The organism is Mobilibacterium timonense, from assembly GCF_900155555.1.
GTDB classification, from domain to species: Bacteria; Bacillota; Clostridia; order Peptostreptococcales; family Anaerovoracaceae; genus Allobaileyella; species Allobaileyella timonense.
In genome coordinates this window covers 150,504-167,533 of sequence record NZ_FUHN01000006.1, presented here as the reverse complement: position 1 = coordinate 167,533, position 17,030 = coordinate 150,504, and the positions used below count along the sequence as shown (strand labels likewise).

At 55.1% G+C, this 17,030-nt stretch carries 14 protein-coding genes; 6 read left to right on the top strand and 8 right to left on the bottom strand.

What is annotated here, in order from left to right; all coding sequences use genetic code 11:
- Positions 1–13: 13 nt before the first annotated feature.
- Both BQ7382_RS01705 and BQ7382_RS01700 read left to right on the top strand, forming a co-directional pair.
- A complete protein-coding gene (locus BQ7382_RS01705) occupies positions 14–1,174 on the top strand; it encodes an AI-2E family transporter (RefSeq protein WP_077390416.1) in 1,161 nt (386 codons plus the stop codon).
- 236 nt (positions 1,175–1,410) lie between these two features.
- A complete protein-coding gene (locus BQ7382_RS01700) occupies positions 1,411–1,698 on the top strand; it encodes a DUF2325 domain-containing protein (protein WP_077390415.1) in 288 nt (95 codons plus the stop codon).
- A 146-nt stretch (positions 1,699–1,844) separates the two neighbouring features.
- Here BQ7382_RS01700 and BQ7382_RS01695 read toward each other — a convergent pair whose 3' ends face one another.
- Together BQ7382_RS01695 and BQ7382_RS01690 are read right to left on the bottom strand one after the other, a co-directional pair.
- Positions 1,845–3,512: a formate--tetrahydrofolate ligase gene (locus BQ7382_RS01695; protein ID WP_077390414.1), complete on the bottom strand. Its 1,668-nt coding sequence runs from the start codon at positions 3,510–3,512 to the stop codon at positions 1,845–1,847.
- Positions 3,513–3,696: 184 nt separating this feature from the next.
- Positions 3,697–4,617: a YitT family protein gene (locus tag BQ7382_RS01690; protein WP_077390413.1), complete on the bottom strand. Its 921-nt coding sequence runs from the start codon at positions 4,615–4,617 to the stop codon at positions 3,697–3,699.
- Positions 4,618–4,982: 365 nt separating this feature from the next.
- Here BQ7382_RS01690 and pepT point away from each other — a divergent pair, with 365 nt between their 5' ends.
- On the top strand, positions 4,983–6,200 hold the full coding sequence (gene pepT / locus BQ7382_RS01685; protein ID WP_077390412.1) for a peptidase T: 1,218 nt from the start codon (positions 4,983–4,985) through the stop codon (positions 6,198–6,200).
- A gap of 20 nt (positions 6,201–6,220) precedes the next feature.
- Positions 6,221–6,805 (top strand): HAD family hydrolase, encoded by a 585-nt coding sequence (locus BQ7382_RS01680; RefSeq protein WP_077390411.1) that lies wholly within the window; start codon positions 6,221–6,223, stop codon positions 6,803–6,805.
- Positions 6,806–6,860: 55 nt separating this feature from the next.
- On the opposite strand, the gene BQ7382_RS01675 is transcribed toward BQ7382_RS01680, so the two are convergent.
- From BQ7382_RS01675 to nrdD, 6 genes are all read right to left on the bottom strand, one after another.
- Positions 6,861–8,024 carry a GGDEF domain-containing protein gene (locus BQ7382_RS01675; RefSeq protein WP_077390410.1) on the bottom strand — a complete coding sequence of 388 codons (1,164 nt, stop codon included), beginning with the start codon at positions 8,022–8,024 and terminating at the stop codon, positions 6,861–6,863.
- A gap of 106 nt (positions 8,025–8,130) precedes the next feature.
- Positions 8,131–10,329 carry a prolipoprotein diacylglyceryl transferase gene (locus BQ7382_RS01670; RefSeq protein WP_077390409.1) on the bottom strand — a complete coding sequence of 733 codons (2,199 nt, stop codon included), beginning with the start codon at positions 10,327–10,329 and terminating at the stop codon, positions 8,131–8,133.
- A 345-nt stretch (positions 10,330–10,674) separates the two neighbouring features.
- Positions 10,675–10,839 carry a hypothetical protein gene (locus BQ7382_RS09520; RefSeq protein ID WP_159437194.1) on the bottom strand — a complete coding sequence of 55 codons (165 nt, stop codon included), beginning with the start codon at positions 10,837–10,839 and terminating at the stop codon, positions 10,675–10,677.
- Positions 10,840–11,215: 376 nt separating this feature from the next.
- Positions 11,216–11,419, bottom strand: coding sequence for a hypothetical protein (locus BQ7382_RS01660; protein ID WP_077390407.1), 204 nt, complete (start codon positions 11,417–11,419; stop codon positions 11,216–11,218).
- Positions 11,420–11,422: 3 nt separating this feature from the next.
- Complete coding sequence (nrdG, locus tag BQ7382_RS01655; RefSeq protein ID WP_077390406.1) at positions 11,423–11,971, bottom strand: anaerobic ribonucleoside-triphosphate reductase activating protein; 549 nt, start codon at positions 11,969–11,971, stop codon at positions 11,423–11,425.
- Positions 11,972–11,984: 13 nt separating this feature from the next.
- Entirely contained in the window at positions 11,985–14,189 is a 2,205-nt protein-coding gene (gene nrdD / locus BQ7382_RS01650; RefSeq protein WP_077390405.1) for an anaerobic ribonucleoside-triphosphate reductase, read from the bottom strand.
- A gap of 365 nt (positions 14,190–14,554) precedes the next feature.
- Between nrdD and BQ7382_RS01645 the strand changes: the two genes are divergently transcribed.
- Together BQ7382_RS01645 and BQ7382_RS01640 are read left to right on the top strand one after the other, a co-directional pair.
- Positions 14,555–15,733, top strand: coding sequence for an iron-containing alcohol dehydrogenase (locus BQ7382_RS01645; RefSeq protein ID WP_077390404.1), 1,179 nt, complete (start codon positions 14,555–14,557; stop codon positions 15,731–15,733).
- Positions 15,734–15,880: 147 nt separating this feature from the next.
- Positions 15,881–16,912 (top strand): DNA/RNA non-specific endonuclease, encoded by a 1,032-nt coding sequence (locus tag BQ7382_RS01640; RefSeq protein ID WP_144082056.1) that lies wholly within the window; start codon positions 15,881–15,883, stop codon positions 16,910–16,912.
- Positions 16,913–17,030 lie beyond the last annotated feature (118 nt).

The window sequence follows — 17,030 nt, the reverse complement described above, 5'->3', positions numbered from 1 at the left end:
TGGAGACGAACGAATGAAAATAAAGAAACCTAACCTCAAGAGCGGCCGGGGCATCCTCAGGGAGTCGGCCCCCTACTGCACCGCCATCTTGTTTTACCTTCTCTTGAAACACATGTATGTACTGGGTGACGTGATCGCCGCCATCGTGTCCGTCCTGACCCCTATCCTCATCGGACTGATACTGGCCTACATCATCGACCCTCCCGTACGGAAGCTGGAAAAGAAAATGGCCGCCCGCGGCAGCAGGCATTACCGGGGGAAAGCCATCACCATAGTGGTGCTCATCATAGTGTTCTCTCTCCTGCTCCTGGCCGCTGCCGTCATCCCTCAGTTCACCACCAGCATCATCCACTTCAGCAGCAACACCACGGCGTATCACGAGTCCCTGCAGAACTCTGTGGATTCCCTGGTAGGGCACCACGTGGATCTCACCAGCACCTTCAGCATCACCGACAAGATCATGGTGAAGCTCAACAAGTCAGTGCAGAACTTCATCGCACAGAAATCCGCGGCGACGGGAAAAGCCATCGGCAACCTGGCGATAGATTTCATCCTCGCCATCTATTTCCTGCTGTACAAAAAGAGCGTCCTCAGGAGAGGCACGCACCTCCTCCACATGATCGTACCGGAATCCTCCTACGATCAGACCGCTGCGTTCCTGAAGCGCTGCGACGTGATCTTCATCAAGTACATCTCCTGTGAGGTGATCGACGGCATCATCGTGGGTGTTGCCAACGCAGTCCTCATGCTCATTTTCCGGATGGAGTATATCCCGCTGGTATCAGTCGTGGTTGGAGTTACGAACCTCGTTCCTACATTCGGGCCCATCATCGGCGCGGTTTGCGGAGTCTTCATCCTGATGATCGACAACCCGCTGCATGCGATCATCTTCCTCCTCATCACCGGACTGATCCAAGGCCTTGACGGATACGTGCTGAAGCCTAAGCTCTACGGAGATACTCTTGGCATCCCGGGCATCTGGGTCCTGATCGCGGTCATCCTCGGCGGAAGGATCTTCGGCATGTGGGGAATGCTCCTCGCCATCCCTGTGGCGGCGATCCTCAGCATCGTCATCGACGAGGCAATTATCCCGGCTCTGAAAAAAAGGCAGGCACGCAGAGACGGAGAGACAGCGGCCGCCTCCGGAGGCGGAGACCCTGGTGCGGGGGCGTGAGGCATCATAGCGTATCTTCAACGCTTCAGCTCTTAGACACTTCGGTACAACGGCATCTTGGCGGCTCGACGCTCTGGCGCACGGAACTTTGGCGCTCGGGTGCTTCGAGCCGTTCTTTTTATGAATTTTTATTTAGTTAGTTGCATTTAACCTGCCGTCCTGTTATACTCCTCATTGTCAAGTTAGATGTGTTTAATAAAAATAATATTCTTTATGTTATTTAAGGCAGGTGTTATATGAGTGTTGTAATTATCGGAGGCAATGAATGCATGGTCTGCAAATACAAACAGCTCTGCAGGAAGTACAACTGCAAGGCCAAGGTATTTGTGGACTTCAACGAGGGAATGAGGTCGCGGATAGGAAGCCCGGATCTCATGGTGCTTTTCACCAGCACCATGTCCCACAAGATGGTAAAGAGCGCGCTGGACAAGACCAAGGGCAGTGACTGCATCATCGCCCGGTCCCACACCAGCTCCATGAACGCTCTTAAGAACATTCTGGAGGAGCATGCGGCATTCGCATAGTCTTCCGGAATAAGGTTTCGCTTGACCCACTATTATTTGTTTTCTTCCATTGAGGGGTGCCGTCACGGGCGCTCCTTTTTTTGGTCAGGTAAAAAAAGAGACCGCCGGCGGCAGTCTCTTTCGTTTGATATATTGTTATATACGATCTACGACAGTCCCACGATGGTGCCGTCTGCGGAGATATCCATTCCGTTGGCGGCTGGTACCTTAGGCAGACCAGGCATGGTCATGATGCTTCCTGTGAGGGCAACGATGAACCCTGCGCCTGCGCTGACCTTCAGCTCCCTCACGTGGATCTTGAACCCGGTCGGGGCACCAAGCACCTTCGGGTCGTCTGTAAAGGAGTATTGAGTCTTGGCCACACAGATCGGAAGCTTGTCGTAGCCGAGGTCCGTGAGGGTCTGGAGCTGCTTCTCTGCGGCAGGCTCGAACTCCACGCCGTCGGCCCTGTAGATCTCCTTTGCGATGACCTCCAGCTTTTCTCTGATAGACAGGTCGAGATCGTAGAGCGGCGAGAAGTTTGACTTCTTGTTCTCGCAGATGTCCACTACCTTCTCCGCCAGCTCCAGGCCGCCTTCGCCGCCCTTCGAGAACACCTCGGACAGGACGAAGTCAACGCCCTTGGATCTGCAGATCTCCTCAAGGAGCTGGAGCTCGGCGTCAGTGTCCGTAGGGAACCTGTTGATGGCAACAACTGCAGGAACACCAAATTTTGCAACGTTCTCGATGTGCCTCTCCAGGTTGGCGCTTCCTGCCTTCAGAGCCTCGAGGTTCTCCTCCGCCAGGTTCGTCTTAGGAACCCCGCCGTTCATCTTGAGGGCCCTTACGGTGGCAACGATGACGACCGCGTCAGGGTTCAGACCCGCATATCTGCACTTGATATCGAAGAACTTCTCGGCTCCCAGGTCAGCGCCGAATCCGGCTTCTGTAATTACATAATCACCAAGCTTCAGGGCAGTCTTGGTAGCCATCACGGAGTTGCAGCCGTGAGCGATGTTGGCGAAAGGTCCGCCGTGAATGAACGCCGGGGTATTCTCCAACGTCTGCACCAGATTCGGCTTGATGGCGTCCTTCAGGAGGAGCGCCATAGCGCCTGTTGCCTGCAGATCTCCGGCGGTGACAGGCTCGCCCTTTTCATTGTATGCGACCACCATTCTGGACAGCCTGTCTTTCAGGTCGTCTATGCCGTCGGCAAGACAGAGGATGGCCATTATCTCCGAGGCCACCGTGATGTCGAAGCCGCTCTCCCTGGTGACTCCGTCGCCCTTTTTTCCAAGGCCGATGACGATGTTCCTGAGAGACCTGTCGTTCATGTCCATGACTCTCTTCCAAACGATTCTCTTGGTCACGATGCCCAGCTGATTGCCCTGGTGGATGTGGTTGTCCAGCAGTGCGGCCAGAAGGTTGTGGGCCGATGTGATGGCGTGGAAGTCTCCGGTGAAGTGGAGGTTTATATCATCCATTGGGACCACCTGAGCGTAACCGCCGCCCGCGGCGCCGCCCTTGATGCCGAAGCAAGGTCCGAGAGAAGGCTCTCTCAGAGTGCAGATGGCCTTTTTTCCCATCTTGTTCAGCGCCATGGAAAGGCCGACGTTAGTGGTGGTCTTGCCCTCTCCTGCCGGAGTAGGGTTGATGGCTGTCACGAGAACCAGCTTGCCGGTCTTGTCTCCCAGATCCGGCTGTTTGCGCAGATCGATCTTGGCCTTGTATCGTCCGTAAGGCTCCACTGCCTCCGGATGGATGCCGAGACCGTCAGCGATCTCCTGGATCGGTTTCATAACTGCTTCCTGAGCGATTTGAACATCTGTTTTCATGTGACAACTCCTTGTATTCATCCTTGAGCTAGGACCGGCAGCCTTTTTTTGCCGGCCTGTGTCATATTATGCATCAGATGCCGAACAATTGCACGGCGTTTCGGAGTCAAAATCGCGGGGAAAAAGAGTTATTTTTCCGTCAGGTGTCTGCGGCAGCAGATCAGCGGCTGCCCGGCGGCGTTTTCTACAGCTTGGTCTCTGCGATCTCCCCGCCGTCCCTTCTGTGTGTCGGATCCGGATTATAGTCCTCGTCCCTCAGCAGCATGGTGAAGCCGTTTCCGTTGACCTCGCTGGCGCTGCTGATGCTGATGAAGGCTTTTTTGTCTATGGCGAGGGCCTCCCTCTTCACCCTGTTCAGGTTGCGGCTGCTGACTACGCAGTAGCAGACGTCCTGCGGCTCTCTGAGGTAGCCGCCTGTAGCGTGGAACATTGTGGTTCCGAAGCCGATCTCCAGCAGCCTCTCGTTGATCTCGTCGATGTTCTTGCTGAAGATGAACATCTGCATGCCTCCCTGATCCATCACGATCACCCTGTTCATCACGATGCTGTAGATGATTGCATACAGGAGTCCCAGGATGATACCGTTTGTCTTGGTGATAGGGAGCTGTATCAGGAATATCAGCATGTCGAACATGTACATGAGCGGAGCGACCTTGACCCCAAACTTCCTGTTGAGGATGATCGGCGGCACGTCGATGCCGCCCGTGGAGCCGCCGCACCTGATTATAATGCCGAGGCCGAGGCCGTCGACGATACCTGCGCAGATGGCCGCCAACAGCGGGTCGTCCACCAGGTGCTGAAGTGCTGCGATGTTCTGGAACAGGTCCAGGAAAAGAGGGAATGTCAGGGAGCCGACCAGTATCGACAGCGCGAAACGATTCCCGAGGCAAACCCAGCCCAGTATGAACAGAGCGATGTTGATCACCAATACCGTCCCGGACACGCTGAACCCGAAATAATAGTGAGACATTCTTCCGAAGCCGGAGATCCCTGATGCGACCATGTCGTACGGAAGCACGAAGCACGCGATGGCGAAGGCACTGAGGGCGTTGCCCACAGTTATCTGGGCCGCCTGGATCAGGAATTTTCTAAAGTTGAACTTCATCTTTCACCTACTACTTTCTGTTACCTTATATATAGCGATGCCTGATATCTGCGAAAAAAAACGCGCCGAACCTGCCAGGATCCGGTGCGTCAATTAGTACGCGGAGATGCACCCCTCCGCGGTAAAATCTGTGTATGCGTCCGCAAGACGCAAAAATATTCTAACATTTTAAACTTTCCCGTCCACCCCTCGATTGTATTTTTTCAGAAACATTTCTACCTGTGGCGGACACTTTTCCCGTTTATTCCGGTAAAGTGTCCGCCTTTCAAGGACAGTCTGCCCAACCGCCCTCAATTATGTTAAAATCAGTCTGCATTGAATTTTCAGCAGATCATGTGATGCACTGCTTTTACAGGAGGAACGAAATGAAAGCTTACGAAAGATTGCTTAAGTACGTGGTGGTCCGCACCCCGAGCGATGAGAACAGCTATACGCATCCGTCCAGCCAGTGCCAGTTCGACCTGGGCAACATGCTGGTGGAGGAGCTCCACGAACTGGGAGTCAGCGATGCCGCAATAGACGAGCACTGCTATGTCTATGGTCATATCCCTGCCACTCCAGGACTCGAAAATAAGACCCCGATCGGATTCATCGCCCACATGGACACCGTTTCAGACTTTTGCGATCACGATATAAAGCCTGTGATCCACGAGAACTACGACGGAGGATCGCTGGCCCTCGGAAACTCAGGCAGGAGCCTCGAACCTTCTGTTTTTCCACATCTCCCTTCTCTCAAAGGAAGGACCCTCATCACATCGGACGGCACCACCGTACTGGGCGCAGACGACAAGGCCGGCATCGCGGAGATCATGACGGCGATACAGGAACTTTCCGAGAATAACATCCCTCACGGGCCTCTTTCCATAGCCTTCACTCCTGACGAGGAGATCGGCGCCGGCACCTACGCCTTCGATGTGGAGAGATTCGGAGCAAAATACGCCTACACCCTGGACGGCGATCAGGAGGGTGAGCTCCAGTACGAGACCTTCAACGCCGCAATGGCTACAGTTGAGTTCAAGGGCGAGAGCGTCCACCCTGGTTCAGCAAAAGACATCATGATAAACGCGGCCCTGGTGGCCATGGAATTCGACTCGCTCCTCCCTGCCGCCGAGAGGCCGGAGCGCACGGAGGACCACGAGGGATTTTACCACCTGATCCACTCCACCGGATCCGTGAGCGAGGCAAAGCTCACCTACATTCTGAGAGACCACGACTCCCGCGTCTTCCAGGACCGCCACCGCGTGATGGAGCACGCGGCTAAGTTCCTCAACGAGAAGTACGGCGAGGGACGTGTAAAGCTGACCATAAAAGAACAGTACAAGAACATGTCGGAGGTCATCGAGAAGTATCCTGAGATCACCGAAAAGGCGAAGGCCGCCATCAGAGACGCAGGCATGGAGCCGGCCATCATACCCGTAAGAGGCGGCACAGACGGAGCCCAGCTGAGCTTCATGGGACTGCCCTGCCCGAACCTGGGGACCGGCGGGCATGCGTACCACGGTCCTTTCGAGCACATCACCGTAGAGGGAATGGACAAGTCCGTTGAGATACTCGTGGCGCTCATAAAGGAATTCGCAAAATAAGCAAGAGCAGAAGGGGACATATGACTGAGATCAGCAAGAAGCCTGTCAGGCTCCACATATTCGATATGGACGGAACCCTCCTGGATTCCATGAGGATGTGGGACAACATCTCCTCCGACTACCTGAGATCACGCGGATTCGCCTCTCCGGAGGGGCTGGCGGGGATACTGGATCCCATGACCTTTCCAGAGGTGTGCCAGTACCTGGCGGAGAGGTGGGACCTCGGATCCCCGGAAGATGTCTCCCGGGGGATGATGTCCTACCTGGATCACCAGTACGAGGAGGAGCTGAAGCTTTTTCCCGACGCCATGGAGGCAATAGAGGAAGCTGAGAAGGACAAGTGCTTCATGGTGATTCTGTCCAACAGCACTGCTCACCAGGTGGCCGCGGCCATGGGTCGTCTGGGTGTGCTCGACCACATAGACGAGATCTTCACCTCGGAGGGCCTGGGGATGAGAAAGGACTCCCCGGACATATTCCGTAGGGTGTGCAGGCACATGGGTGCAAAGCCGGAAGAGACCATGGTGCACGACGATTCGGATTACGCGCTGAAGGCCGCGGAAGAGGCCGGCTGCATGACAAAAAAATACGACAGATACCGGTAAGTATCTGTCGCTGCTACGGGGATGCCGCAATAACGCGACACCCCCGTTTTTCTTCTTATTCCTGCCGCATTCTCCCGCCGTGGAAAGCGTTCTTTTCCTCGTAGAGCATACGGTCGGCGCGGGTCAGTATATGCCTTCCGTCTTCGTCAGGTGATGTCACCTCTGTGTAACCCACGCTGATGGTCATGCCCCATTCGGCGACCTCGGGATCTCCCCTGAGGATCTCGTCGAGATCTTTCCTGGTGGAACTTATGATGGCCTGCGGATCACCCTTCCGGGCATCGCAGATCAGCACGAACTCGTCGCCGCCAAACCTGGCAGCGAAACCGCCCCACTGTCCGGAGGACTTTTTCATGGCCTGCGAGACCATCACAAGCGCCCGGTCTCCGGAAGCGTGCCCCCTTGTATCGTTGATCTGCTTGAAATCATTGATGTCCACTAGAAAGACGTAAAAAGGGCCGAGCTTCGGTATGGTCTCTATCCTGTCTCCGATGTATTCGTCCAGCCTCCGCCTGTTGTTCATACCCGTCAGGGCGTCGTTGTACACCCTCATGTCCTGCATGTTCAGGAATATCCAGAGGATGGAGAAAAATGCCACGCATTCCAGCGCCGGTTCCTCCGGGACCAGGTAGTTCAGGAACACGGTCCCTATCGGAACGAATATGAACCAGGCCATGTTCAGGCAGATCATACGCTGTCTGTGATTTTCCGCCCTGTACGCAGACCACAAAGCATATATCGTTGCCACGACTACGTAGAAATAGTCCAGCAACATCTTTACGCCATACAGTCTGCCTTCCAGGTAATAGTTGTAACTCGTAATATAGAACATATGATGTGTCCACATGCTGGCGATGCTCATGAATATGGATATGAACATCGGTATCATGGACGCGATCCTGAGCCTCATGCTGTAGTCATCATTCCGGTGTATGGTAGTCACGCAGTAGGCGAACCAGCAGTACATCATTACGCTGATCGAAATAAAGATCAGGCAGTTCAGAACGTAGTTCGCCGGTATGCAAAACGGAATGGTCCTGCTCTCCCCCATGGCCCACAGGAAATTTGAGCCCGTGTATACTATATAGAGGATCAGCACCCTTCTGAAAAGTTTCACCTGCCGCTCAGAACCCATGTTCCAGTTGACCCTCCACAGAATGGACAGAGCCCCCATGACCCCGAGCAGGCAGATCATTTTATATGAACTGTAATTGAGCATTCTTCTTCTCGCTTAGACGACGGGAAAAAAAACGGCCTCGGCACCCCGATCCTCCGGTTCTCCCATCTATTGTGTTTGTGATCGCCAATTACCCTTTTCTATGCCATCAATACTTGTCGATGGCGCTCCCGATGGAGTTGTAGTCGTATGAGGTGGACTTGCCGCCGTAGAGATATACGGCGCTGTTTTCGTTGAAGGCCGCCTTCTTGCTCTTGGCGTATTCTGTGGCGTCCACTTCCTGGCCGTTCCAGCTGTACCAACCGGTATCCTCGAGGAAGCTGGACCAGAACCGAAGCTCGTACTGTCCGTAGGCCGTCCTCTGGAACTGCCCGTTGACTATCTTGTAGATGTTATCTCCCGCCTTATCTCCGTCCTGGTAGGAGAAGCAAACGGTATTCGCTCCCTGGATGTAGCCGATGATCCCAGGCGACTGCTTCAGAGAGTAGAGCTTTGCCTTGTAAACCGTGTAGAGAACGGCGCTGGACTCGCTTGTGCTCAGCATCTCCGGCACACCGTCCCCGTTGATGTCGGCCAGATAGTACTGGGCGTCCTGGTCCTTGATGCCGCCCTTCAAAGCGTTCTTCCAGGCCAGCACGATCTGCGCGTCTGCGGTCTTGCCGAGGAAGTCCTCTCCCGCGTCGAGCTGGGATCCCACCTTCGTCACCGCATCCTGCATGACGGCGCCGGCGGTCTGCTGCACGGCCCTCTGCTGTGCCCGGTCTTCTGCCGGTATGTACCGGTAAAAATAGTAGTACGCCGCGGCGGCGATAGCGGCTATGAGCAGGAAGACGATGAGCACTGCGAGCTTCTTCCCTGTGGTCATTCCGGATCCCCTTCCGGAATTCTTCACGGAGGTCTCTTCTGCGATCTCCTCTTTGCTCTGTCCGTCATGTCCTATCTCGCCCGTCGGCACCTCTCCCCTGATAGCAGTCGAAGTTAAGCCTGACTCCGGCGTGGATCCCGTTATCTCCTGCGTTGATATCTCGTCCGCAGGTGTCGATATCATGTCTTCCGTCGCTGGACCGGCCTCCGCCTGGGCTGAAGTATTTTCCACATGTGCAGCAGGCGTCTCTGTCTTGTCTCCAGAATCCGCATCTGTCTTGTCAGCTGCGGATGTAACCGATGGCTCAGATGTCTGTTCGGCCTCAGTTACGGATCCGGCATCCTGTACCGCCGGATGCTCTTCCTGTGTCTCGCGCTCCACTGCTATCTCCGGTTCTGAGCTCCCCTCGTCGCTGGCATCCGCAACGACCTGAGGTGCTGTCGGAGGCTTTTCCGCAGCGATGTCACCTGCGAAAAGCGGGTTCGCCTCAGGATACGTCTCCGTCTCTTTTTTCCGGCGGCCGAAAAGCCCTTTTTTCCCGGTGTACGGATTCACGAGCCCCCTGAGCCCCGCGGCCCTCACCACCTGCTTGTATATGCGCTGCTCTCCGCCCTCAGGCAAGAGAGTTTTTCCATCCTGTGAAAGCGATCTTATCGCCGCGCCTGTGAACTGCGCCGGCGTCCCGGCGCCCTCAAGACCCATCTTCCCGAAGCCCTCAAGCGCCCCGGATATCTGGCGACGGTCAGCCACCATCATTCGTTTGGTGTCACCGATGGTCTGGTCGAGGGCCGCTGCGATCTGTTCCACAGAAAGTCCCTCTCCGTAGGCCGCCACGGTGGCGATCACCGAAGGAATCTCCATTTTTTCCAATGCCCCGAGGACAGCCTGGTTGATGCTCCAGATCCCGGCACCGATGTTGCCGTCATAGGCCCAGCCCGGATCGTCGAACACGGTCTCACGGCGAGGAAGGCTTGATATGGCGTTCACGTTGGTGGACCTGTTTTCCAGGAAAGCGCCGTTGATCGCCTCGTCGAGGCCCATGGCAAAAGTGGCGCTTATGGTGTCGGTGGTGACGCCCTTCTCCCCGGCAGGGCTGGTGCTCTGGCCCTGGGCTCTGATGAACTGGAGCTGGCGCTGGCGGGCGTGGCGCCTCAGCACTCCAAGGCTCCACGTGTCGTATGCATCTGGTGACCGCAGGTTGCCCAGGTCGTCCGTGATTTCCCTGATGGTGTCGGCCAGGAGATCCTCCGCGTCCTTCTGGGCTCTCTTCTGAGCCGCCTCCTCTTCCTGACGCCTGACCCGGCTGCCCTTTTCGCCGGGTTCCGCGGCGCCGGAAGAGCCACCCGTCAGAGATCCTGCCAGGGCCCGGGCATAGACAGAAAGACGCCTCACCGTATGCATGTATATTTCATTGTAGGCATCTGTGTCCCGGTTCTGAAACCGACGGACGGCACGTATAATGCGTATCTGTTCCTGATCCATACCTGTTCCATGCAGCAAGTCCCTGCTGTTCCAACGTAATTCGTCATTGATTATACCATATCGGGGAACCGGATTTGTTGAAATTTAACTATGTAAAAACTTCAAACGCGGGGACTTCCGGGCTGGAAGTCCTGCGCGGGCTACATCGTAAGCGTTCCACATCGGGTCACAAAAACTGTGTATATTTTCTGCAACAACAGGCGTATGAGACCAAAACGAGTCGACCGTGCCACCAGACAGGCGACGCGCCCTCGAAACAGCAGGATCAAAAAAAAGAAAGCCCCAAGACCAAGTCTCAGGGATTCCGTGGTATAGGTTATATGGGTTGGGCTATGTTTAAATCGGCTACTTAGTCTCGCCCTGGAATCTGGAAGCCATCCCCAGGACCGCGACTATAGCAGCGCCTCCGATCAGTTCAGCCGGGAAAAAGTTTCTTCCGCTGGCTACATCTACCAGAAACGCACCTATTGTAGCAACAAATACAGCAACGCAGATAATCTTCTTAGCCATCTCTACTTCCTCCCCCTTGATCGGGAATGTTGTGTTCTTTTCATCGACTAGAGTCTACATCAGTTAAAAGATTAACGGAAGACAGATTTGCTTATCCGGCATATTACTTGTTCTGATATATAAACATCAACAATTATTTCTTGATTATTTTTGTAATGATATCACAATTTTTATTTTCTACCCTTGTACGTTTCGCTGTACAATTGTGCGCAATTATTTTTTTGTAAAAGCAGGCAGCCCACATCTGCCGATTCCCTCGTCCGAGGAATGACGATCTCCCCTGGTCCATGAAAAAAGCCGCCACACTTTTCGTGTGACAGCCTTCCATCAATACCGTTTTCCGCCTCCCAGGCACGCCTTCCGGAGCGTCGTCCGATCAATCGTCCAGATCCTCATCCGGATCATCTTCACCGTCGGATGTCCTCAGCAGTTCCCTCAGCTCTCCGTCCTGGTCATCGTCGTCCTCTGATCCGCCGCCTATCTTGCCGGCAGCTACCAGCAGAGCGATCCCAAGAGCAAGGCCGGCACCCGCTATCCCAAGCAGGATGTTGCGGTCTTTTCTATCTTTTCCAAAGCCCATATCTTACCTCCCGTTTACGATACCATCGTTCCACAAGGTGATTTTACCCTCTGCCCTCGTGCGGTTCAAGTCGATGATGCGCTGGTTTCTGGAGCCTCTGAACTGAAGCGATATATCTTTTTGCGCCTGTACGAACGGACCGTCGACCAGCACGTCTATCAGGGAAAGCATCTCGTCGGTATACCGGCACCTCGGGTGGCTGCCCTCTGTGAGGAGCATGTCCAGGGTGAAGCCGGTGAACGCCCAGACGGACTTGTGTGTCCTGTCGGGGAATTTCTCGCGGATCCTCTTTAGAAAAGGAAGGAGGGCCTCCTGGTTTTCCGGCTCGAACGGCTCTCCCCCCAGGAGAGTGAGGCCGTCGATGTATTCCGGTTCCATCATTTTCAGTATCTTCTCCTCAGTTTCCTCTGTAAATGGCTGTCCGTACTTAAAGTCCCAGGTCTGTGGCTGGAAGCAGCCTTCGCATCGGTTGGTGCATCCGGAAACGAAAAGCGTTATGCGCACTCCTGTTCCATTGGCAATATCGCAGTTCTTTATCTCTCCGTAATACATTCTCTTCCCCGTTCTACAGGTGGAGCACCCTGTCCTTGATCTCCTGGGTCCTGCCCTGGTTCCAGAACTGAGTACCTATGTACCCGCAGGTCCTTCTGGCAACGGACATGCGGTTCTGATCCCTGTTGCCGCAGTTAGGGCATTCCCAGATCAGCTTGCCGTCCTTGTCCTCCACGATCTTGATCTCTCCGTCATAGCCGCAGGCCTGGCAGTAATCGCTCTTGGTATTGAGCTCGGCGTACATGATGTTGTCGTAGATGTACTTCATCACATCCAGCACGGCAGGGATGTTGTTCTGCATGTTCGGCACCTCAACATAGCTGATGGCTCCGCCCGGGCTCAGCTTCTGGAAGTCGGACTCGAACTTCAGCTTGGAGAACGCATCGATATTCTCCTCCACGTGCACGTGATAGCTGTTGGTGATGTAGTTCTTGTCGGTCACGTGAGGGATCACTCCGAAGCGTTTCCTCAGGGCCTTGGCGAACTTGTACGTAGTGGACTCCATAGGAGTTCCGTATACGGAATAGTCGATGTTCTCCGCGGCCTTCCACTCTGCGCACTTGTCGTTCAGGCGCTGCATGACCTTAAGAGAAAACTCTCTTCCCTCCTCGGTGGTGTTGGACTTGCCGGTCATTCTCCAGCACATCTCGCAGACTCCGGCGTATCCCAGAGAGAGCGTGGAATACCCGCCGTAGAGGAGCTTGTCGATCGGTTCGCCCTTCTTCAGCCTTGCGATCGCCCCGTGCTGCCACAGGATAGGCGCGACATCAGACGGCGTTCCGAGCAGTCTCTCGTGTCTCAGCCTGAGGGCCTTGTGGCACAGCTCGAGCCTCTCGTCCAGGAGCTTCCAGAACTTTTCCATGTTGCCGTTGGAAGAGCAGGCCACGTCCACCAGGTTGATGGTCACGACGCCCTGGTTGAACCTTCCGTAGTACCTGTGCTGTCCTTCCTTGTAGTTTCCTGCGTTGGCGATGTTGCCGACACCGGCATCCGTGAATCTGTCGGGCGTCAGGAACGATCTGCAGCCCATGCAGGTGTACACGTCCCCGCCCTTCAGCTGCTTCATGGTCTTCACGGAGATGTAGTCAGGCACCATCCTCTTGGCCGTGCACTCAGCAGCCAGCTTCGTGAGATAGTAATACTTGGAATCCTCGTGGATGTTATCCTCGTCCAGCGCGTAGATCAGCTTAGGGAAGGCAGGTGTGATCCACACGCCCTTCTCGTTCTTCACGCCCTGTATCCTCTGCTTCAGCACCTCCTCGATGGCGAGAGCCAGATCGTCTCTGGTCCTCCCCTCAGGTGCCTCGTCCAGGTACATGAACATGGTCACGAACGGTGCCTGGCCGTTGCATGTCATGAGTGTGATGAGCTGATACTGGATGGTCTGTATGCCGGAGCTGATCTCGTTCTTGAGGTGATGCTCCGTGATCTTGTCGATGATCTCGTCGTCAAGAGGCTCTCCGCAGGCTATCCTGTCCTCGATCACCTGTCTCCTCAGCTTCTGCCTGCTGATGTCGATGAATGGTGCCAGGTGAGCAAGGGAGAACGACTGACCGCCGTACTGGTTGCTGGCCACCTGAGCGATGATCTGGGTGGTGATGTTGCATGCGGTGTAGAAGCTGTGCGGCTTCTCGATCTTGGTCTCGCTGATGACGGTCCCGTTCTGGAGCATGTCCTCCAGGTTGATCAGATCGCAGTTGTGCTCCCTCTGTGCATAGTAGTCCATGTCGTGGAAGTGGATGATGGCCTCGCTGTGGGCCTCCACTATATCTTGTGGCAGAAGGATCCTGCTGGACAGGTCCTTGCTCACCTCTCCCGCCATGTAATCCCTCTGTGTGGAGTTGATCACAGGGTTCTTGTTGGAGTTCTCCTGCTTTACCTCCTCGTTGTTTCTGTCTATGAGAGTCAGGATCTTGTCATCCGTTGTGTTGGACTGGCGCACCAGGGTCCTGGTGTAGCGGTACGTGATGTATGCCTTAGCCACCTCGTAGGCGCCGTGCTGCATGATCTGGCGCTCTACCATATCCTGTATCTCTTCAACGGAAGGTGCCCTTCCCAGGGTATCGCAGGACACGGCAACGCTGTCGGATATCCTCTGGATCTGGACCTTTGTCATCCGTATTGCCTCTGGAACAGCATTGTTGGCCTTCGTAATGGCGGTCACGATCTTGTCGATGTCGAACTCGACCTCGGCTCCGTTTCTTTTAATTACCTTCATGAAAGACTCCTCCGATCTCGCTTTCTGTTTCGTTTGATTCTTCGTCTGCAAGCAATTTGCATATATATCTATATTGTGTGATTTGTGATATTGGGACACAATATGTCGTGTGTCAGCATGGTGATTATATGCTACATGATGTGTATGTGTCAATCGGCCGGCCACAGGAAAAACATTTCAGGACATACCCGGACTACACCGTCAACGCCATCTATGGTAACATGACATTGCTTAAGTGAAATGTTTTTATTTAGACCACGGTATGTGCTCTTTGCCCCTTGCATTCGGCAAAAAACCGTGGACTGCTTGAATATGCCCCACCACAACATATAGTGGTGGCGTTCATAGAAAGGAGAACGGGAAAAATGAATGATTTTGTTTACTACACTCCTACGAAAGTCATCTTCGGAAGAGACAAGGAGGACCTGGTCGGCGACGAGCTGAAGAGCCGTGGTGCAAAAAAAGTCCTGATCCACTACGGCGGCGGCAGCGTGGTGCGCTCCGGTCTGCTGGACAGGGTGAAGGCCAGCCTGGACGCATCCGGGATCTCCTATGTGGAGCTTGGAGGAGTAGTACCGAACCCGCGCCTCTCTCTGGTGTACGAGGGGATCGAACTTGCCCGCCGGGAAAAGGTGGACCACATCCTCGCAGTCGGCGGCGGCAGCGTACTGGACTCCTCAAAGGCCATCGGCTACGGAGTGCCATATGACGGGGACGTGTGGGATTTTTACGACCGTAAAGCCCAGGCCAAAGAGATCCTCCCCGTTTGCGACATCCTGACCCTGGCGGCCACCGGCAGCGAAATGAGCAACTCCTCAGTGATCACCAAAGATGAAGGAGGCATCAAGAGAGGCTACAGCAACGACCTGGGACGCCCTGTTTTTTCCATTCTCGATCCTCAGCTCACCACGACACTTCCACCTTATCAGACGAAGTGCGGCTGCACCGACATCATCATGCACACCCTGGAGAGATACTTCACCTCAAAGGGTAATATGGACCTCACAGACGAGATCGCCAAAGGCCTGATAAAGACCGTCATGAAGCACGCCCGCATCCTGCTCGATGACCCGGAGAATTACGATTCCAGGGCAGAGGTGATGTGGGCGGGCAGCCTCTCCCACAACGGACTCACGGGCTGCGGCAACGGGGGCTTCGATTTCGCCACCCACAGGCTGGAGCACGAACTCAGCGGCATGTACGACGTGGCCCACGGAGCAGGTCTGGCGGCTCTCTGGGGCAGCTGGGCGAGATACGTGATGGACGACTGCCTGTGGAGATTCAGGAAGTTCGCCACCGACGTTATGGATGTTCCCGACCAGGGCAACGATCACGATATAGCCCTGAAGGGAATAGAAAAGATGGAAGACTTTTTCAGGGAGCTGGGCATGCCTGTCTCCATGAGCGAGCTTGGACTTAACCCGTCCGACGAGGACATAAGGACTCTCGCGGCAAACTGCAGCAAGGCCGTGGGCGGCAAGATCGGAGCGGCCAAGGTCCTCTACGAGGAGGACTTCGTCAGGATCTACCACATGGCGAAGTAGGGGACGCGGCATAAACAGCACGATCCCGATCAAGCGGAACTGCAAAGTGCAAGGAAGCACAGGAATAAAAGGAAAGAACAGAAAGAGTTTATTTTGGAAAGCAACGCAAGAATAAGGAAATTCTTCAGAAGGGCTGCCATACTTTGTATGGCAGCTTTTGTGGCAGCGGCAGGCGGCGGCTGCGGCTCGGTAACAGAAAAGACCGTGGACAACGCCACCGGAGCCACTGGAGCCACCAGCTCCGCCACCTCTATGGACGAGATCCCGGACTACCAGGACGGACAGCCCATGGTGGTGACCATAAACGACGGGAAGACCGACTTCACTTCAGAGGAAAGGTCGAAGACCCGGTCCTACGTCCAGTACAACGAGCTGGACAGCCTGGGCAGGGCCACCGGCGCAGAGGTCATCCTCGAGGCATCAGAGCTGCCGGAAAAGGACCGCGGCTCCATCAGCAGCATACACCCGACGGGCTGGCACAGCACCGACTTTCAGGGGCTGGTGCCTGGAGGCAGCTTCTATAACAGAGCACACCTCATCGCCTATTCCCTCACCGGCATCGACGGCAGCTCCACCTTCGCACCGCGAGACCTCGTCACGGCCACCCGGACCTGCAATACGGAAATGATCCCCTACGAGACGAAAGCACTGGAATACCTTGAAAACAACGAAGGCTCCCACATCCTCTACCGCGTCACCCCGGATTTCCGCGGCAGCGACCTGGTGTGCCGGGGCATCCACATGGAGTGCTGCTCCATTGAGGACCAGGGGCAGCTGGAGTTCAACGTCTACATCTACAACGTGCAGCCGGGATTTTCCATAAACTACAGCACCGGAGACATGACACTGACCAACGAGGCATATGCACGGGAGTTCACGAAGACCGGTGATCTTCAGGGGGCCTGGGAAAAGACGTCCGGAGAGTCGGGCTCTTCCGGCTCCGGATCCTCAGGCAGTGCGGGATCCGGGAGTTCGGACACCGCTTCAGCGGGCGCTGACAGCAGAGGGACATCAGATACTGAAGAATATTACATCATCAACACCAGCTCCGGCGTATTCCACAGACCGGACTGCAGCGGTGTGAAGAAGATGGCGGAGCACAACAAAAAGATATCCCGCGAGTCACCGTCCCAGCTGGAAGCGGAGGGATACAAGCCCTGCGGGATATGCCGTCCTTAGGCGCCGTCCGCCGCCCCCGGCGGGCCCGCTCGCTTTTTTTAAGAAACACAGAACCGGCCGCCAAACACGGTGTATGAGACGTATCAGAGCGTTTTTATTACCTTTGAATGATATACTA

Excerpts from the sequence above, each read along its gene's own strand:
- BQ7382_RS01675 (WP_077390410.1), bottom strand. The coding sequence starts at position 8,024 with ATGCTCAATTACAGTTCATATAAAATGATCTGCCTGCTCGGGGTCATG.
- BQ7382_RS01690 (WP_077390413.1), bottom strand. The coding sequence starts at position 4,617 with ATGAAGTTCAACTTTAGAAAATTCCTGATCCAGGCGGCCCAGATAACT.
- nrdG (WP_077390406.1), bottom strand. The coding sequence starts at position 11,971 with ATGTATTACGGAGAGATAAAGAACTGCGATATTGCCAATGGAACAGGA.
- BQ7382_RS09520 (WP_159437194.1), bottom strand. The coding sequence starts at position 10,839 with ATGGCTAAGAAGATTATCTGCGTTGCTGTATTTGTTGCTACAATAGGT.
- BQ7382_RS01700 (WP_077390415.1), top strand. The coding sequence starts at position 1,411 with ATGAGTGTTGTAATTATCGGAGGCAATGAATGCATGGTCTGCAAATAC.
- pepT (WP_077390412.1), top strand. The coding sequence starts at position 4,983 with ATGAAAGCTTACGAAAGATTGCTTAAGTACGTGGTGGTCCGCACCCCG.
- BQ7382_RS01705 (WP_077390416.1), top strand. The coding sequence starts at position 14 with ATGAAAATAAAGAAACCTAACCTCAAGAGCGGCCGGGGCATCCTCAGG.
- BQ7382_RS01695 (WP_077390414.1), bottom strand. The coding sequence starts at position 3,512 with ATGAAAACAGATGTTCAAATCGCTCAGGAAGCAGTTATGAAACCGATC.
- nrdD (WP_077390405.1), bottom strand. The coding sequence starts at position 14,189 with ATGAAGGTAATTAAAAGAAACGGAGCCGAGGTCGAGTTCGACATCGAC.
- BQ7382_RS01670 (WP_077390409.1), bottom strand. The coding sequence starts at position 10,329 with ATGGATCAGGAACAGATACGCATTATACGTGCCGTCCGTCGGTTTCAG.
- BQ7382_RS01680 (WP_077390411.1), top strand. The coding sequence starts at position 6,221 with ATGACTGAGATCAGCAAGAAGCCTGTCAGGCTCCACATATTCGATATG.
- BQ7382_RS01640 (WP_144082056.1), top strand. The coding sequence starts at position 15,881 with ATGGCAGCTTTTGTGGCAGCGGCAGGCGGCGGCTGCGGCTCGGTAACA.
- BQ7382_RS01645 (WP_077390404.1), top strand. The coding sequence starts at position 14,555 with ATGAATGATTTTGTTTACTACACTCCTACGAAAGTCATCTTCGGAAGA.
- BQ7382_RS01660 (WP_077390407.1), bottom strand. The coding sequence starts at position 11,419 with ATGGGCTTTGGAAAAGATAGAAAAGACCGCAACATCCTGCTTGGGATA.